Genomic DNA, 15,480 nt, shown 5'->3' with positions numbered 1-15,480 from the left:
CGTACGGTTTGAGGGGGAAGTCATGTGGGATCCCGCTGTCTACCGCCGCTTCGGCGCCGAACGCTCCCGGCCCTTCTTCGACCTGGTCCGCCAGGTCGGCGCGGACGATCCCCGGACTGTGGTCGACCTGGGCTGCGGGCCGGGGGAGCTGACCCGAACCCTTGCCGAGCGCTGGCCGGAGGCCCGCGTCGTCGGGATCGACTCGTCACCCGAGATGATCGAGAAGGCCACGGCCGAGCCGGGCCCGGTCGAGTTCCGGACCGGCGACATCGCCGACTGGCGTCCCACACCGGACGTCGACGTCGTGGTCACCAACGCCGCGCTCCAATGGGTGCCGGGGCACCAGCGGATGCTGACCGAGTGGGTGCGTGAGCTGCCGGCCGGGGCCTGGCTCGCGATGCAGGTGCCCGGCAACTTCGACAGCCCCGGCCACCGCGCCGTGTGGGAGATGGCGTCCGGCGGTCTCCGCGACGACCCGGTGGACGACGCGGCGACCTACGCCGAGTCGCTGACCGCGGCCGGCGCGACCGTGGACGCCTGGGAGACCACCTATCTGCACCTGCTGCCGGTCGGGGAGGAGCACCCGGTGCTGCGGTGGATGGAGGGCACCGCCCTGCGCCCGGTCCGCGCCGCCATGGGCGACGCCGAGTGGGTCACCTTCCGGGCCGCGCTCGCCGAACGGATCGCCGTCGAGTATCCGGAGCGGCACGGCGTCGTCGCCTTCCCCTTCCGCCGTATCTTCGTGGTGGCTTCTATCTAGGGGGAACTACCTGTGACCGACCTGACGTCGTTCATCGCCGGCCTGCCCAAGGCCGAGCTGCACGTCCACCACGTCGGCTCGGCGTCGCCACGGATCGTCGCCGAGCTGGCCGCCCGGCACCAGGGCAGCTCGCCGGTGCCGGCCGACCCGTCGCTGCTCGCCGACTACTTCGAGTTCCGGGACTTCGCCCACTTCGTCGAGATCTACCTGAGCGTGGTCGACCTGATCCGTGACGACGAGGACGTCCGTCTGCTCACCTACGAGATCGGGCGGGAACTCGGGCGGCAGAACGTCCGGTACGCGGAACTGACCGTCACGCCGTACTCCAGCGTGCGGCGAGGCATCCCGGCCAAGGCGTTCTGCGAGGCGATCGAGGACGCCCGGCAGAGCGCCGCCCGCGATTTCGGGGTGCAGCTGCGCTGGTGCTTCGACATCCCCGGCGAGGCCGGACTGGCCGCGGCCGAGGAGACGCTGCGGATCGCCCTCGGCGAACGGCCCGAAGGACTGGTCAGTTTCGGTCTGGGCGGGCCGGAGATCGGGGTGCCGCGGCCGCAGTTCAAGCCGTACTTCGACCAGGCCCGGGCGGCCGGGCTGCACAGCGTTCCGCACGCGGGGGAGACCACCGGACCGGAGACGATCTGGGACGCTCTGCGTGAACTGGGCGCCGAGCGCATCGGCCACGGCATCGCCGCCGCCCAGGACGAGCGGCTGATGGCGCACCTGGCGGAGCACGCGATCCCCCTCGAGGTCTGCCCGACCTCGAACCTGCGCACCCGGGCGGTCGCCAGCCTCGACGAGCACCCGCTCGCCACCCTGGTCGCGGCCGGCGTGCCGGTCAGCATCAACTCCGACGACCCGCCGATGTTCGGCACCAGCCTGGAGCAGGAGTACGCGGCGGCGGCCCGGCTGCTGAACCTGGACACGGCCGGAGTCGCCGACCTGGCCCGCGCCGCCGTCCGGCACAGCTTCCTGCCCGCCGACGGCCGGACCGCGCTGCTCGCCGAGATCGACGCCTACGCGACGGCTCAGGGGTAGAGCGGGTCCTGCCAGCAGGCCACCATCGTCAGGGTGCCGATGGTCAGGATCGTCAGCCAGCGAACCAGCCTGCGCCGGGTGAACCGGGCCGGATTCTCGTCCGGCTCGGTCTCCGGCCTTCTCAATACATCAGGCATCAGCTTTCCTCCCGTCAGTCCGGCACTGCTGTCCAGCTCTGGTGCCGCTGCTCGGTGTCCTCCTGCAGTACCAGCACGCGCTGCGTGCCGAAGCGCTGGGCGCCCACACCGATCACCAGGTCACCGGTGGTGGCGCGGATGGTGAAGCCGTAGGCGGAGGCGCGCAGCGTCCACCGGGCTCCCGCCCCCGACTGGCAGTCGCCCTGCACCAGCGGAGACCCGGCGACCGGGTTGCCGCCGAGGGGGACCGCGCACCGGTTGCTCGCCTTGGAGACCAGCGAGTAGCTGCCGTTGCCGGCCGGCACCAACTGCCACTGCTGCTGGGTGCCGCCGTCGTCGCTGCCCAGGGTGACCGGGGTGCCGTCGGCGGACCGGGCCGCGTACAGGTCGGCCGCGCCGCCGGTCAGCGAGTTCGTCAGCACGAACCACGAGTTCTGCGCCGGGCGGGCCGCCGGAGCGGTCTCCGCGGCGCCCTTGGCGTGGTAGCGGAGCTTGCGGTTGCGGATCTCCACCACATACTTCGCGTCCGGCTTCAGGCCGATCAGGCGAGCCCGGGTGGCGCGCGTGGTGGCCACCGGCTTACCGTCCACCGACACCTCGTAGTCGACGTCGGGGCCGGCGGCGCTCCAGGTCAGCCGGACCGAGCCGCTGGTCGCCTCGCGGATCTCCAGCACGGCCTGCACGCCGTTGTTGGTGACCCCGGGCGGGGTGGCGGCGCCGTCGGCCTGGTCGCCGGTGCCGGGCGGCGGTGTGGCGGTCGGCCCGGACTGGTGCGCCACCGGGGTCACGACCACCACGGGCGGCTCCACCGGGGCGGTGGGCTCCGGGGCCGGTGAGGCCGGGCCGGCGCTCGCCGAGACGCTGGGGCTCGGGTTGGCGGTCGCCGGGCCGCTGGGACGGGGAGACGGCGAACTGGCCGCCGGGGCGGGTGTGGACGGGCTGGCCTGCGGCGGGCCGGCCGGCGTGTCCTGGCTCGGCACCACGGCGCCCGGCACGTCCGGAACGTCGTCGCCGCCGTCACTGCGTAGCAGGAACTCGCTGAGCGCCACGTTCCAGTGTTTGTCCAGGTAGCTCAGGGGTTTCGGGTTGGTGCTGAAGTAGTCGTCGTGCCCGCAGTCGAGCCGGATCTCGTTCCTCTTCGGGCAGGCGTTCTTCACCGGCTTGCCGGTCCGGTCCTCGCCGCAGAGCAGGTCGTACTCGTCGGTGCAGCTACCCGCGCCGGTGGCGTTCGGCGAATCGGTGAGCGTCGCGCCGAGCGAGTGGGTCAACTGGTGGGCGGCCATCGCGGCGCTCCAGCAACCGGAGTCGACCCGGGCGTAGGACGGGCCGCCGTTGTTGCGGTTGCCGCGGCCGGGTCGGGTGTCGTTCACGTAGGTGGAGATGCCGCAGTAGAGGGTCGTGTCGGCGAACATCAGGTACTTGCGGTCGGTGCGGTTGTAGCCCAGGCCGCGCAGCGCGTCGATGGTCGCCGCGAACGAACGCAGCGAACCGTCGGGCAGTTGCACCTCGACCACGTCGGCACGGCACTCGGGCGTCGTCACATACCGGATGTGGCGTGAGCCCCCGGTCTCGGCGGCGCTCGCGTCGAAGATCGCGTCCACCCCGGCGGCCCAGGTGCGGAACGAGTTCAGGTACTTGGCGTACCGGCTGGGCGCGGCACCCTCGTGCAGGTAGAGAAGCTGCACCCGCTTGCCGGTCCGCCCGTCGCCGGCGCAGGCCACGTTGCCCGGGCCGAGGATGAAGTCGGCCTGGCCGGGGGCCGCGTCCGGCACCAGCGCGGGGGCGTCCGCGGTGATCGCGCTGCCACCCTGGTCGCGGGCGATCTCGGCGTCGCCGGGGACCGCTCCGGTCTCCCGCCGCACCACGGTCATCTCGGGACCGCCCGCGGTCACCGGGGCGACGGCACGGCGGACGGCCAGACCGTCCGGCGCCGGGTCGGGGCCGTGCGTGCAGGTCTCCTCGAAGACGAGGTAGGCGCCGGCGCAGACCGAATCGGACGCGGCCAGCTTCAGGCCGCTGTAGACCAGCCCCTTCTCGGGGGCGTCGGTCGGCAGCGCGGTCAGGGCGAAGTCATCGTCGGAGGGGCCGGAGCTGATCACGCTCGGGCCCACCACGCCGCCGACCCCGAGCAGGGCCAGGCCGAGGGCTACCGGAAGGAGCCGGAAGGTGGCGGAACGTGTTCGTGGCGGTGCTGGGGTGCCCGCGGCGCGGCGTCGCCCTGGTGGCGACCCGCGGAACGTCGGCCGGCGATGCGCGGACACGGCGTCTCCTTGTCGAGCTGGGTGGCGGTGGGAGGGGTCCATGGGGTGACCGCCTCCCACCGCGGGGTGGCCTTCCGGGTCGCGGCGATGGGGACGCGCTGCGGGTTGCGATCCGGGAAGCCGGATGGGATCGGAGGGAACACTGCCAGGTCGGGCCCGCCAAAGGAATGTTCCTAAAGAAGATATAAGCCTGGGCTGCGCCGTCCGGGGGACCTGTCGATGGAAGCCCTTGCTCATTCCCGTCCTCGTTGCCAGGGTCGTCGTGGCTGATCCCGTTCGCGTGCCGGCCGGCCCCGGCCGACCAGCCCGAATCTGCTCGGTTGTTTCGGTGTCGCGTCGGCGTCGGCCAGCAGCATCACGATGCTCGCCCCGCCCATCGCGGCCCGGTCGATGCTGACCGACCCGCCGGTGGCCTGCGCCACCCGCCGGGCGATGTCCAGCCCGAGGCCGGTGGAGCCCTGCTGGCTCTGCCCGCGCCGCAGCGCGCGCTCCGGGTCTCCGATACCGGGGCCGGCGTCGTCCACCCGCAGCGCCACCCACCCGTCCCGCCGGGACAGCCCGACCTCGAAGGCGGCGCCCTGCGGGGTGTACCGGAACACGTTGCCCAGCACCGCGTCCAGTGCGGCGGCCAGCTCGGCGCGGGCCACCGGCACGGGGATGCGCAGGTGCGCGCCGACCACGCGGTACTGCCGGTCCTGGTCGCCGGCGAGCGCCGACCAGAACATCATCCGTTCCCGGACCACCTCGCTGGCGTCGCAGAGGCCGTCCTCCGGGGTGGCGGCGACCCGGTCCGCGACGGCCTGCCGGGTGGTGTTGATCAGATGGTTGACCTCGTCCTCCAGGGTCCCGATCGCCTGCCGGATGCGCCGGATCCCGCGACGGCGGTCCACCTCGGCCGCGGAGAGGTCGAGGATCTGGGTGTCGTCGGGGTCGAGCGCCTCGGCGTCCAGGCGCAGCGCGGTCAGCGGTGTCCGCAGCCGGTGCGACAGGTCGGCGACCAGCTCACGCTCGTCGGTCCGGGAGGTTACCAAGCGGTCGGCCATCCGGTTGAAGGCGTAGCCGGCCTCGGCCAGCTCACGCGGGCCGGACGGCGTGATGCGGACCTCCAGGTCCCCACCACCGACCGCGAGAGCCGCGTCGACCAGGTGCCGGGCCGACGAGACGGCGCCGCGAGCCAGCCGGTCCACGACCACCACCGCGCCGCCGACCAGCACCACCGCCAGCCCGAGCAACAGCCACCAGTCGCGGGCGGTGTCGCGGTCCAGTGCCGCGTCGGGCACGAACGACTCGATCACCAGGGTCCGGTCACCGGCGGTGACCGGCTGCAGCCGGACCACCCCACCGTCGACGTCCTCGATCGTGGGCTCGGGCGCGACCGCGGCACGGTCGATCAGCCCGGCGTCCGCGCGGCCGCCGGCCGTGGCCGCCAGTCCCGGCGTGTGGACCACCGGGACGCCACCGGCTGCCGCGACCGCGGCGGCGATGCCCTTGCCGTCGGCGCCGGCCACGATGGCGCCGGCCACCGTCGAGGTGCGCTGAGCGGCCTCGTCGAGCGCGGCGTCGCGGTGGTCGGCGCGCAGTTCCCAGCCGAGTGGAAGGAGGAAGACGAGCGCGGCGACGGCGGTGGTGGCGGCGGTGGTGTACGCCAGCCGCAACCTCAGTCCGGTGCCACCAACCGGAATCCGACCCCCCGCACGGTGCGCAGGAAGCGGGGCTTCGCCGCGGACTCGCCCAGTTTCCGCCGAAGCCAGTACAAATGCACGTCGATGGTCTGGTCCTCGCCGACCGATGGCTGTCGCCATACCTCCTCCAACAGCTCACGACGGGAAACCACTCGGCCCGGACGGGCGGCGAGGTAGGCCAGCAGGTCGAACTCCTTGCGCGTCAGCGCCAGCGGCTGGTCGCCGAGGGTGGCGCTGCGCTCGCCGACGTCCACCCGGAGCTCGCCCACCTCGTGGACGGCCGGCTGCGCGGCCCGGCTGGCCCGGCCGACGCGGCGCAGCACGGTGGCTATTCGCGCGTCGAGGTGGGCGCCGGTGAACGGCTTGACCATGTAGTCGTCGGCGCCGGCCCGCAGCAGCCGCACGACGGTCTGCTCGTCGTCACGCGCGGTGGCGATGATGATCGGCACGTCGGTGATGCCGCGGAGCATCCGCAGCGCGTCCGAACCGTCCAGGTCGGGCAGCCCGAGGTCGAGCACGACAAGGTCGGGCGTCTCGGCGGCGACCCGCCGCAGAGCTTCCAGGGCGGTGCCGACGGCGTGCACGGCGTGCCCCCGGTCGGCGAGCGAACGGAGCATGGCGCCGCGCACGACATGGTCGTCTTCGACGAGCAATACCGTGGCCATGCGAAGACCGTAGCGTCCCCGGCAAGGCAAAACCTAAAGGGTGATCGAGCGAGACTCTTTGATGACGCTCAGTGATGGAATACGATCCGAAGTACCGATGTCATTCACCCTTTTCCCCGGTACGCGGCTCGTCCTGGCACGCGAGAGCCTCGCCGGCCTCAGCGTCGGCGACGCCCTCGGCGCGCAGTACTTCGTGCCCGGCAACCACCCCTCCGACCTGCTCGACGCCCGGGTCCCCGACCCGCCCTGGGAGTGGACCGACGACACCGAGCAGGCCTGCTGCCTGGTCGCCATCCTCGCCGGCAGCGCTGACCTGTCCGACCAGCAGTTCGACCGCGACCGGTTCGCCGAGCTGCTCGCCGAGCGGTTCGAGCCCTACCGCGGTTACGGCCCCGGCGCGGTCGTCATGCTCCGCCAGATCCGCGAGGGCCTGCCCTGGCCGATTGCCGCGGCCGCCGCCTTCAACGGCCAGGGCTCCTGCGGCAACGGCGCGGCCATGCGTGCCGCGCCGCTGGGCGCCTGGCACGCCGACTCCCTCGTCCATGCGGCCTCCGCGGGGGCACGCGCGGCCGAGGTCACCCACGCGCACCCGGAGGGGATCGCCGGTGGGGTGGCGGTGACCGTGGCCGCCGCGGTGGCCGCCGCCGCCCGGCTCAACGGCCACCGGCCGGACCGTGGGCAGCTGCTGCGGGCGACGGCCGGGCACACGCCGGCCGGGGTGGTCCACGACGGCCTGATCGAGGCGGCCGGGCTGACCCGGATCACCGTGGCCGAGGCGGCGGAGCGGCTCGGCTCGGGCGGGCAGGCGACGGCACAGGACACCGTGCCGTTCGCGCTCTGGGTGGCCGATCGGTTCCTGGACGACTACCCCGCGGCCGTGGCGGCGTGCGTGGCCGCCGGCGGGGACGTGGACACCACCGCGGCGATCGCCGGGGGAGTCGTGGCGGCGTACACCGGCCTCGACGGCATCCCACCGGGCTGGCTCGCCGCCCGGGAACCCCTGCCCGGCTGGGTCGCCGCCCGCGACGGCGAGTGAACCCCGCCGTGGTGGGCGGCGAGTGAACCCCGCGCGCCGCCGGAAGACCGCCCAAACCCGGCGGATAGCATCGTTGACGGCCTGGACGACCCGGGTCGTCACCCGCATGAATGGAGATCACCGTGTCTGCACCCCGTATACCCGCTGTGGCCGACCCACTAGTCGTCCCGGCCGGGACTACGGCGGCCGACGCGGTGGCCGCCGCGGGGCTCCCCGCGCATGGGCCGAAGGCGATCGTCGTGGTCCGCGAGGCCGACGGCCGCCTGCGTGACCTGGACTGGACGCCTGCCGCCGACGCCGAGGTCACCCCGGTCGCGATCGACTCGCCGGACGGCCTCGACGTGCTGCGCCACTCGGCCGCGCACGTGCTCGCGCAGGCCGTGCAGGACGTCTTCCCCGAGGCGAAGCTCGGCATCGGCCCGCCGATCCGGGACGGCTTCTACTACGACTTCGACGTCGAGAAGCCGTTCCAGCCGGAGGACCTGACGAAGCTCGAGAAGCGGATGCAGGAGATCGTCAAGGCCGGTCAGACGTTCCGCCGCCGCGAGTACGGCTCGCTCGAGGAGGCGAAGGCGGAGCTGGCGAACGAGCCGTTCAAGCTGGAACTGGTCGACATCAAGGGCGACGTGGACTCCGAGGCCGCGGCGGTCGGCGCCGGCGAGCTGACCCACTACGACAACCTCGACAAGGACGGCAACCGGGTCTGGGGCGACCTGTGCCGCGGTCCGCACCTGCCGTCGACCCGGCTCATCCCGGCCTTCAAGCTGATGCGATCGGCTGCCGCCTACTGGCGGGGCAGTGAGAAGAACCCGCAGCTGCAGCGGGTCTACGGGACGGCGTGGCCGTCGCGGGACGAGCTCAAGGCGTACCTCACCCGGCTTGCCGAGGCCGAGCGCCGGGACCACCGCAAGCTCGGCGCCGAGCTGGACCTCTTCTCCTTCCCGGACGAGATCGGATCCGGTCTCGTGGTCTTCCACCCGAAGGGTGGCGTGATCAAGCGGGAGATGGAGGACTACGTCCGGGCCCGCCACATCGAGGAGGGCTTCCAGTACGTCAGCAGCCCGCACATCACCAAGGAAGGCCTCTTCCACACCTCCGGGCACCTGCCGTACTACAAGGACACGATGTTCCCCCCGATGGAGCTGGAGGGGGCGAACTACTACCTCAAGGCGATGAACTGCCCGATGCACAACCTGATCTTCAGGTCGCGCGGGCGGTCCTACCGTGACCTGCCGATGCGCCTGTTCGAGTTCGGCACCGTCTACCGCTACGAAAAGTCCGGTGTGGTGCACGGCCTGACCCGGGTGCGCGGCCTGACCCAGGACGACTCGCACTCCTACGTGACCGCGGAGCAGGCGCCGGGCGAGATCAAGCACCTGCTGAACTTCGTTCGCTCGCTGCTGGACGACTTCGGCCTGGACGACTACTACCTGGAGCTGTCGACCCGCGACCCGAAGAGCGACAAGTTCATCGGCTCGGACGAGCAGTGGGAGAAGGCCACCAAGGTCCTCGAGGACGTGGCCCGGGAGTCCGGTCTCGACCTGGTGCTCGACCCGGGTGGCGCGGCGTTCTACGGCCCGAAGATCAGCGTTCAGGCGAAGGACGCGATCGGCCGGACCTGGCAGATGTCGACCATCCAGTACGACTTCAACCAGCCGGCCGGGTTCGGCCTGGAGTACCAGGCCGCCGACGGCAGCCGGCAGGAGCCGGTGATGATCCACTCGGCGAAGTTCGGCTCGATCGAGCGGTTCTTCGGCGTGCTGGTCGAGCACTACGCGGGCGCGTTCCCGGCCTGGCTGGCGCCGGTGCAGGTGGTCGGCATCCCGATCCGTGACGACCACGCCCCGTACCTGGAGGAGTTCGTGGTGCGCCTTCGCAAGGAGGGCATCCGGGCCGAGGTGGACCACTCCACCGAGCGCATGCAGAAGAAGATCCGCACCGCGCAGCAGCAGAAGATCCCGTTCATGGCGATCGCCGGCGACGACGACGTCAACGGCGCAACCGTGTCGTTCCGCTACCGGGACGGCTCGCAGCGCAACGGTGTGTCGATCGACGAGGCCGTCGCGCACGTCGTCGAGGTGGTTCGCTCCCGAATCAATACCGGGCCTTCCGCCGCCTGATCCTCAACTCTCGATCCCGCCACCCGACTGGGACGCGGAGCAGCCGCCGCGGGCGGCGGGATCGGGAGGACTTCATGCGGTTCCGCACACCACCGGTGGCGTTGGCCGGGTACGGTCTGGCCGCTACCTGGTTCGTGCTGCAGCTGAGCGGCAGGGCCACGCGTGTCCGCGAGGCCGCCCGCGTCGAGGCGGGCATGCGGGCGCTGCGTGAGTCGATGGACCGTGAGCACGTGCTCAGCGACCTGGGCACGGCGTTGCTGCGTACCACGGTGGCGGCCGAGGTGCACCGGCTCGCCGCCGACGCCGCGGTGACCCTGCTGGCCGGTCTGCCGAGCGCGCGTACGGCGATCGTCACGGCCACGCCGGACGGCGAGACCTGGACCGTGGTGCACGCGTCCGGCGCCGGGGCGGAGGCCCTCCTGGGCGCCGAGGTGCCCGGGTCGGTGGTGCCGGCCGCGCTGCTCTCCCGGCTGGCCCGGGGCGAGATCGTCACCGCGCCCGGCTGGACCGGGCTGGGCGTCGCCGGCCTGGACGCCTACGAGAGCCGGCCGATCATGCTGCTGCCGCTGCTCAACGGCGACCGGTTCTTCGGGGTGCTGAGCGTGGGCACCGACGAGGAACTGCCGGCCGACGTGCTGAAGGGGCTGCACACGCTGCGGACCCAGGTGTCGCTGGCGCTGGACAGCGTGGCGCTGACCGCCGAGCTGACCATGCGGGCCATGCACGACATGCTGACCGGGCTGGGCAACCGGGCTCTGCTGCGGGACCGGCTGACCGGGGCGCTGGCGCGGTCCCGGCGCACCGCGAAGCCGGTGGGTGTGCTGCTGCTCGACCTCAACGGGTTCAAAACGGTCAACGACACGCACGGCCACGACGCCGGCGACCAGCTGCTGAAGGTGGTGGCGGAGCGGCTGAAGACGTGCGTGCGCACCGAGGACACGGTGGCCCGGCTGGGCGGTGACGAGTTCGTGGTGGTGACCGAGGATTTGCGGGACCCGGCGGACGCGGTGACGATCGCGGAGCGGATCATCGCGGCCCTGAACGAGCCGGTCCTGGTGAACGGGCACGCGCTGAACACTCCGGCGAGCATCGGGATCGCCCTGTCCGAGCCCGGGGACCGCCCCGATGACGTGCTGCGCTGCGCCGACGCCGCGATGTACACGGCCAAGCGCCGTGGCGGCGGGCGTTACCACCTGCACGGAACCGTCACGCTCTGAAGAGACGGCTGTCACTTCCGCATAGGATGAGATCGTGGACGAACGGGTGGGTGCGGGTGAACCGGACGGCCTGGAGCGGCTCTGGACGCCGCACCGGATGACCTACATCTCCGGGGAGGACCGGCCCGAGGGCGGTTACGAGAAGCCGTCCGGCTGCCCGTTCTGCCTGGCGCCCGGCCGGCCGGAGGCGGAGTCGCTGATGGTGGCGCGGGGTGAGCTGGTGTTCGCGGTGCTCAACCTCTACCCCTACAACCCCGGGCATCTGATGGTCTGCCCCTACCGGCACGTCGCCGACTACACCGATCTCACCGAGCCGGAGACGGCCGAGGTGGCGGCGTTCACCCGCACCGCGATGCGGGTGATGCGCTCGGTCAGCAACCCGCACGGGTTCAACCTGGGCATGAACCAGGGCTCGGTGGCCGGCGCGGGCATCGCCGCCCATCTGCACCAGCACATCGTGCCGCGGTGGGGTGGCGACGCGAACTTCATGCCCGTGATCGGCATGACGAAAGTGCTGCCGCAGTTGCTCTTCGACACCCGGGACATGCTGGTCAAGGCCTGGCCCGCCGCCTAGCGCACGGACCCCGGCGTGCCGCCCGCCCTCGGAGCGGATGATCGGCGGGGTCCGGGCGCCGATGCGCGAGGCGGTGACGTGATCACCGTCTGAGCCGGCTCCGGCCGGCGCCCGGAACGGGCGTCACCGAGCGGTCGTGTGCTCCTTGCGGACGGTCTCGGCCAGGTGCGGTGGCATCGGCTCGTGCCGGGCGTACCGGCGGGTGAACGTGCCGGTGCCCGAGGTGATCGCGCGCAGCTCCACCACGTACCGGACCAGTTCGGCGGCGGGAACCTCGGCGCGCACCAGGCTGGGCTCGCCCTCACCGCCGGACTCGCTGCCCAGCGGGCGGCCGCGGCGGCCGGAGAGGTCGCTCATGACCGCGCCGACATAGGCCTCCGGCACCCGCACCACGACCTCGTCCACCGGCTCCAGCAGCGTGATCTGGCCGCTCTCCGCGGCGGCGCGCAGCGCCAGCGCCCCGGCGGTCTGAAAGGCCGCGTCCGACGAGTCGACGCTGTGCGCCTTGCCGTCGTAGAGGGTCACCTTGAGATCCACCACCGGGTACCCGGCCGCGAGACCCTTCTCCAGTTGGGCCCGGACACCCTTCTCCACCGACGGGATGTAGTTGTGCGGCACCGCGCCACCGACCACCTTGTCCACGAACACGAAGCCCTCACCGCGGGGCAGCGGCTCCACCTCCAGGTCGCAGACGGCGTACTGGCCGTGGCCGCCGGACTGCTTGACGTGCCGGCCGTGGCCCTTCGCCCCGGTGCCGAACGTCTCCCGCAGCGACACCTTGACCGGTTCGGTGTCCAGCTCGACGCCGCCGGAGCGGAGCCGGTCCAGCACCACGTCGGCGTGCGACTCGCCCATCGTCCAGAGCACCAGCTGGTGGGTCTCCGGGTTGCGCTCCAGGCGCAGGGTCGGGTCGCCGGCGACCAGCCGGCCCAGGTTCTTGGCGAGGGCGTCCTCGTCGGAGCGCGTCTTGGCCACCACCGCGATCGGCAGCAGCGGCTCGGGCATCGTCCACGGCGCCATCAGCAGCGGATTGTCCTTACCGGACAGTGTGTCGCCGGTCTCCGCGCTGCCGGACTTGGTGATCGCGCAGATGTCGCCGGCGATCGCCTGCGGGATCTCCCGCAACTGGGCGCCGAGCGGGGAGTAGACGTGCGCGACCCGCTCGTCGGCGTCGTGGTCGGGGTGGCCGCGATCGGACATGCCGTGTCCGGAGACGTGCAGCGTCTGGTCCGGCCGAAGGGTGCCGGAGAAGACCCGGACCAGGGACACCCGGCCGACGTGCCGATCGATCGTGGTGCGGACCACCTCGGCCACGAGTGGGCCGTCCGGGTCGCAGACGATGGGGGAGCGGGGCGAGCCGTCCACGCCGGTGACCACCGGCAGGTCGTGCTCCAGCGGTGACGGGAAGCCGCTGGCCATCAGTTCGAGCAGCGCGTCCAGGCCGACGCCGGTGTGCGAGCAGACCGGGACGACGGGGTAGAAGTTGCCCCGCGCGACGGCCTTCTCCAGGTCCGGGATGAGCGCGTCGGTACTGATCAGCTCACCGCCGATGTAGCGGTCCATGAGGGTCTCGTCCTCGCTCTCCGCGATGATCCCCTCGATGAGCGTGTTCCGGTCGTCGGCGATCGGGTTGAGATGCTCCCGCTCGGCCTCGCGGGCCACCGGCGGGTACCCGCCCGAGTAGTCCAGCACGCGCAGGGTGACCAGCCCGAGCAGCCCGGCGACCCCGTGGCCGTCGTCGGCGAGCATCGGCTGGAAGACCGGCAGCACGTTGTCGCCGAACGCGTCCTGGCAGTCGCCGAGGGCCTGCTCGTAGTCGGCGCGCGGATGGTCCAGACGGGTGATCGCCACGGCGCGCGGCATGCCGACCGCGGCGCACTCCTCCCAGAGGGCGACGGTGGAGTCGTCCACCCCGTCGACCGCCGAGACCACGAAGAGGGCGGCGTCCGCCGCGCGCAGGCCGGCCCGCAGTTCCCCGACGAAGTCGGCGTAGCCGGGGGTGTCCAACAGGTTGATCTTCACCCCGTCGTGCATGAGTGGGGCACAGGCGAGGGCCACCGAGCGCTGCTGCCGGATCGCCGCCGGATCATGGTCGGTCACCGTGGTGCCGTCCGTCACACCGCCCGCGCGCGGGATCGTGCCCGTGGCCGCGAGCAGCGCCTCGGCCAACGTCGTCTTCCCGGAACCGGCGTGGCCGACCAGCACCACGTTGCGAACTCTGCCGGGGTCGGTCACCACCGGCGCACCAGCGCCGGCAAGCCCCTTCTCCGAAGTCTTCTGCGCCATGCCGAGCGCTCCCGTCGTTTCCCGTTTGTTCCGCTGTTGTTCTATGAATCCCACACCCGGGCCAGTCGTGGTCGCAAGAACCTTTGGCCCGGTTTTACTTCGGTTCTCCGCCGGGGGCCGGCACGGCCTCGGAAAGGCGCCGGATGGTGACGATACGGCCAAGCCGGGGGTCGGGCCGTACCACCGCTGGTCGTGCGCCGTTATGGTGGGACGGCCATGGCAAAGATCGTTCAAACAACGGCTCGTGCTGTCGTCGCGTACGGCATCGACCCGCTCGCCCGTTTCCTGCTCCGGATCGGCGTCTCGCCCAACGCGGTCACTGTCGCCGGCACCGTCGGTGTGCTGATCGGGTCGTATTTCGGTGCGCGGGGCCACCTGTTCTGGGGCACCGTGATCGTAACCGCCTTCGCGCTCACCGATGCGCTCGACGGCACAATGGCCAGGATGCGCGGAGGCACCGGCAAGTTCGGGGCACTCCTCGACTCGTCCATGGACCGGATCGCCGACGGCGCCGTCTTCGGGGCCGTCGTCTATTACATGGCGACCGAGGGCAACCCGTACAACGGCGTGGTCGCCGCCCTGCTCAGCCTCGTCTTCGGGCAGGTCGTGTCCTACGTGAAGGCCCGCGCCGAGAGCCTCGGCCTGAACGCCGACGTCGGCATCGCGGAGCGTCTGGAACGGCTGCTCATCGTCGGGGCCGGCGGGCTGCTCGGCGCGGCCGGCCAGGACTGGGGCCTGCCGGCGGCGCTGTGGGTGCTCGCCGTCCTCTCCGTCATCACCGCCTTCCAGCGCCTGATCCACGCCGGGCGGACCGAGCCGAAGGCGCCGGCCGCGTGAAGGACCGGCTGATCGAGATCGGCTACGCGGCCGGGTGGCGGGCGGTGCGCGCGCTGCCGCTGCCGGTGGCCCGGGCACTGTTCCAGGCGGCGGCCGACCGGGCGTACCGGAGCAACGGGCGGGGCACCCAGCGGCTGCGCGACAACCTGCGCCACGTCGCCGGCGACGACATGCCGGACACGCTGGTGCGGGACGGCCTCCGGTCGTACGCCCGCTACTGGATGGAGGCGTTCCGGCTTCCGTCGCAGACCCGCGAGCAGTTCCTGGACGGCTTCTTCATGGTTCCGGAGAGCTACCAGCAGCTGAAGCAGGCGGTCGCCGACGGCGACGGCGTGGTCCTCGCGCTGCCGCACGCGGGGAACTGGGATGTCGCCGGCGCCTGGGTGACCGCGCACGGCTGGCCGCTGATCACGGTGGCCGAGCGGCTCAAGCCGGAGGCCGTGTTCGAGCAGTTCGTGGCGTACCGGGAGAAGCTCGGTATGAAGATCCTCCCGCTCACCGGCGGTGAGCGCCCGCCGCTCGACGTGCTCACCGAACACCTGCGCAAGGGGTGGGTGGTGCCGCTGCTCGGCGACCGCGATCTGTCCCGCTCCGGCGTGGAGGTGACGTTCTTCGACGGGAAGACCCGCATGCCCGCCGGGCCGGCGATCCTCGCCATCCGCAGCGGCGCGCCGCTCTTCGCGGTCGACCTGTGGTTCGACGAGAAACGCACCGTGGCGCGGATGCGCAGGATCATCCCGCCGGTGGACGGGCCGCTCGACGAGCGCGTCAAGAAGACGACGCAGCAGCTCGCCGACGCTTACGCGGCCGGCATCGCCGAGCACCCGCAGGACTGGCACATGCTCCAGAAGCTCTGGCTCTAGGAGGCGC

The 15,480-nt window shown here is 72.1% G+C and carries 13 protein-coding genes; 8 read left to right on the top strand and 5 right to left on the bottom strand.

All coding sequences use genetic code 11. From position 1 onward, the window contains the following. Window positions 1-22 precede the first annotated feature (22 nt). Window positions 23-760 (top strand): methyltransferase domain-containing protein, encoded by a 738-nt coding sequence (locus QLQ12_RS22810; RefSeq protein WP_282762343.1) that lies wholly within the window; start codon window positions 23-25, stop codon window positions 758-760. Between the two features lie 12 nt (window positions 761-772). Continuing rightward, the gene (locus QLQ12_RS22805) at window positions 773-1,795 is read left to right on the top strand and encodes an adenosine deaminase (protein ID WP_282762342.1); all 1,023 of its coding nucleotides are present in this window, start codon (window positions 773-775) and stop codon (window positions 1,793-1,795) included. On the opposite strand, the gene QLQ12_RS22800 is transcribed toward QLQ12_RS22805, so the two are convergent. The 4 genes from QLQ12_RS22800 to QLQ12_RS22785 form a co-directional block, all read right to left on the bottom strand. Further along, complete coding sequence (locus QLQ12_RS22800; RefSeq protein WP_282762341.1) at window positions 1,786-1,932, bottom strand: hypothetical protein; 147 nt, start codon at window positions 1,930-1,932, stop codon at window positions 1,786-1,788. The two genes, QLQ12_RS22805 and QLQ12_RS22800, sit on opposite strands and share 10 nt — an antisense overlap. Window positions 1,933-1,946: 14 nt before the next feature. Continuing rightward, window positions 1,947-4,193, bottom strand: coding sequence for an RICIN domain-containing protein (locus tag QLQ12_RS22795; RefSeq protein WP_282762340.1), 2,247 nt, complete (start codon window positions 4,191-4,193; stop codon window positions 1,947-1,949). Between the two features lie 233 nt (window positions 4,194-4,426). Further along, complete coding sequence (locus QLQ12_RS22790; RefSeq protein WP_282762339.1) at window positions 4,427-5,848, bottom strand: HAMP domain-containing sensor histidine kinase; 1,422 nt, start codon at window positions 5,846-5,848, stop codon at window positions 4,427-4,429. A 2-nt stretch (window positions 5,849-5,850) separates the two neighbouring features. Continuing rightward, window positions 5,851-6,540 carry a response regulator transcription factor gene (locus QLQ12_RS22785; RefSeq protein ID WP_092555028.1) on the bottom strand — a complete coding sequence of 230 codons (690 nt, stop codon included), beginning with the start codon at window positions 6,538-6,540 and terminating at the stop codon, window positions 5,851-5,853. A gap of 97 nt (window positions 6,541-6,637) precedes the next feature. Between QLQ12_RS22785 and QLQ12_RS22780 the strand changes: the two genes are divergently transcribed. From QLQ12_RS22780 to QLQ12_RS22765, 4 genes are all read left to right on the top strand, one after another. Further along, window positions 6,638-7,576: an ADP-ribosylglycohydrolase family protein gene (locus QLQ12_RS22780; protein WP_282762338.1), complete on the top strand. Its 939-nt coding sequence runs from the start codon at window positions 6,638-6,640 to the stop codon at window positions 7,574-7,576. A gap of 122 nt (window positions 7,577-7,698) precedes the next feature. Continuing rightward, on the top strand, window positions 7,699-9,696 hold the full coding sequence (gene thrS / locus QLQ12_RS22775; protein ID WP_282762337.1) for a threonine--tRNA ligase: 1,998 nt from the start codon (window positions 7,699-7,701) through the stop codon (window positions 9,694-9,696). A gap of 74 nt (window positions 9,697-9,770) precedes the next feature. Further along, on the top strand, window positions 9,771-10,913 hold the full coding sequence (locus QLQ12_RS22770) for a sensor domain-containing diguanylate cyclase (protein WP_282762336.1): 1,143 nt from the start codon (window positions 9,771-9,773) through the stop codon (window positions 10,911-10,913). A 97-nt stretch (window positions 10,914-11,010) separates the two neighbouring features. Continuing rightward, window positions 11,011-11,487, top strand: a complete 477-nt coding sequence (locus QLQ12_RS22765) for an HIT family protein (RefSeq protein WP_282762595.1) — start codon at window positions 11,011-11,013, stop codon at window positions 11,485-11,487. A 123-nt stretch (window positions 11,488-11,610) separates the two neighbouring features. Here the strand turns inward: QLQ12_RS22765 and QLQ12_RS22760 are convergent, their stop codons facing one another. Beyond that, the gene (locus QLQ12_RS22760) at window positions 11,611-13,773 is read right to left on the bottom strand and encodes an elongation factor G-like protein EF-G2 (RefSeq protein WP_282762335.1); all 2,163 of its coding nucleotides are present in this window, start codon (window positions 13,771-13,773) and stop codon (window positions 11,611-11,613) included. 216 nt (window positions 13,774-13,989) lie between these two features. Between QLQ12_RS22760 and pgsA the strand changes: the two genes are divergently transcribed. Together pgsA and QLQ12_RS22750 are read left to right on the top strand one after the other, a co-directional pair. Next, window positions 13,990-14,610 (top strand): phosphatidylinositol phosphate synthase, encoded by a 621-nt coding sequence (gene pgsA / locus QLQ12_RS22755; RefSeq protein WP_282762333.1) that lies wholly within the window; start codon window positions 13,990-13,992, stop codon window positions 14,608-14,610. Next, window positions 14,607-15,473 carry a phosphatidylinositol mannoside acyltransferase gene (locus QLQ12_RS22750; protein WP_282762331.1) on the top strand — a complete coding sequence of 289 codons (867 nt, stop codon included), beginning with the start codon at window positions 14,607-14,609 and terminating at the stop codon, window positions 15,471-15,473. Before pgsA ends, QLQ12_RS22750 begins: the two co-directional genes overlap by 4 nt. Window positions 15,474-15,480 lie beyond the last annotated feature (7 nt).

The sequence above is a fragment of the Actinoplanes sandaracinus genome, assembly GCF_030009775.1.
Classification (GTDB): Bacteria; Actinomycetota; Actinomycetes; order Mycobacteriales; family Micromonosporaceae; genus Actinoplanes; species Actinoplanes sandaracinus.
The sequence above is the reverse complement of the archived record's forward strand: the minus strand, read 5'-3'. Positions and strand labels throughout refer to the sequence as shown.

Bases quoted from the DNA above. Each gene is read 5' to 3' on its own strand.
- QLQ12_RS22780 (WP_282762338.1), top strand. From the start codon at position 6,638: ATGTCATTCACCCTTTTCCCCGGTACGCGGCTCGTCCTGGCACGCGAG.
- QLQ12_RS22800 (WP_282762341.1), bottom strand. From the start codon at position 1,932: ATGCCTGATGTATTGAGAAGGCCGGAGACCGAGCCGGACGAGAATCCG.
- QLQ12_RS22770 (WP_282762336.1), top strand. From the start codon at position 9,771: ATGCGGTTCCGCACACCACCGGTGGCGTTGGCCGGGTACGGTCTGGCC.
- QLQ12_RS22785 (WP_092555028.1), bottom strand. From the start codon at position 6,540: ATGGCCACGGTATTGCTCGTCGAAGACGACCATGTCGTGCGCGGCGCC.
- pgsA (WP_282762333.1), top strand. From the start codon at position 13,990: ATGGCAAAGATCGTTCAAACAACGGCTCGTGCTGTCGTCGCGTACGGC.
- QLQ12_RS22760 (WP_282762335.1), bottom strand. From the start codon at position 13,773: ATGGCGCAGAAGACTTCGGAGAAGGGGCTTGCCGGCGCTGGTGCGCCG.
- QLQ12_RS22810 (WP_282762343.1), top strand. From the start codon at position 23: ATGTGGGATCCCGCTGTCTACCGCCGCTTCGGCGCCGAACGCTCCCGG.
- QLQ12_RS22765 (WP_282762595.1), top strand. From the start codon at position 11,011: ATGACCTACATCTCCGGGGAGGACCGGCCCGAGGGCGGTTACGAGAAG.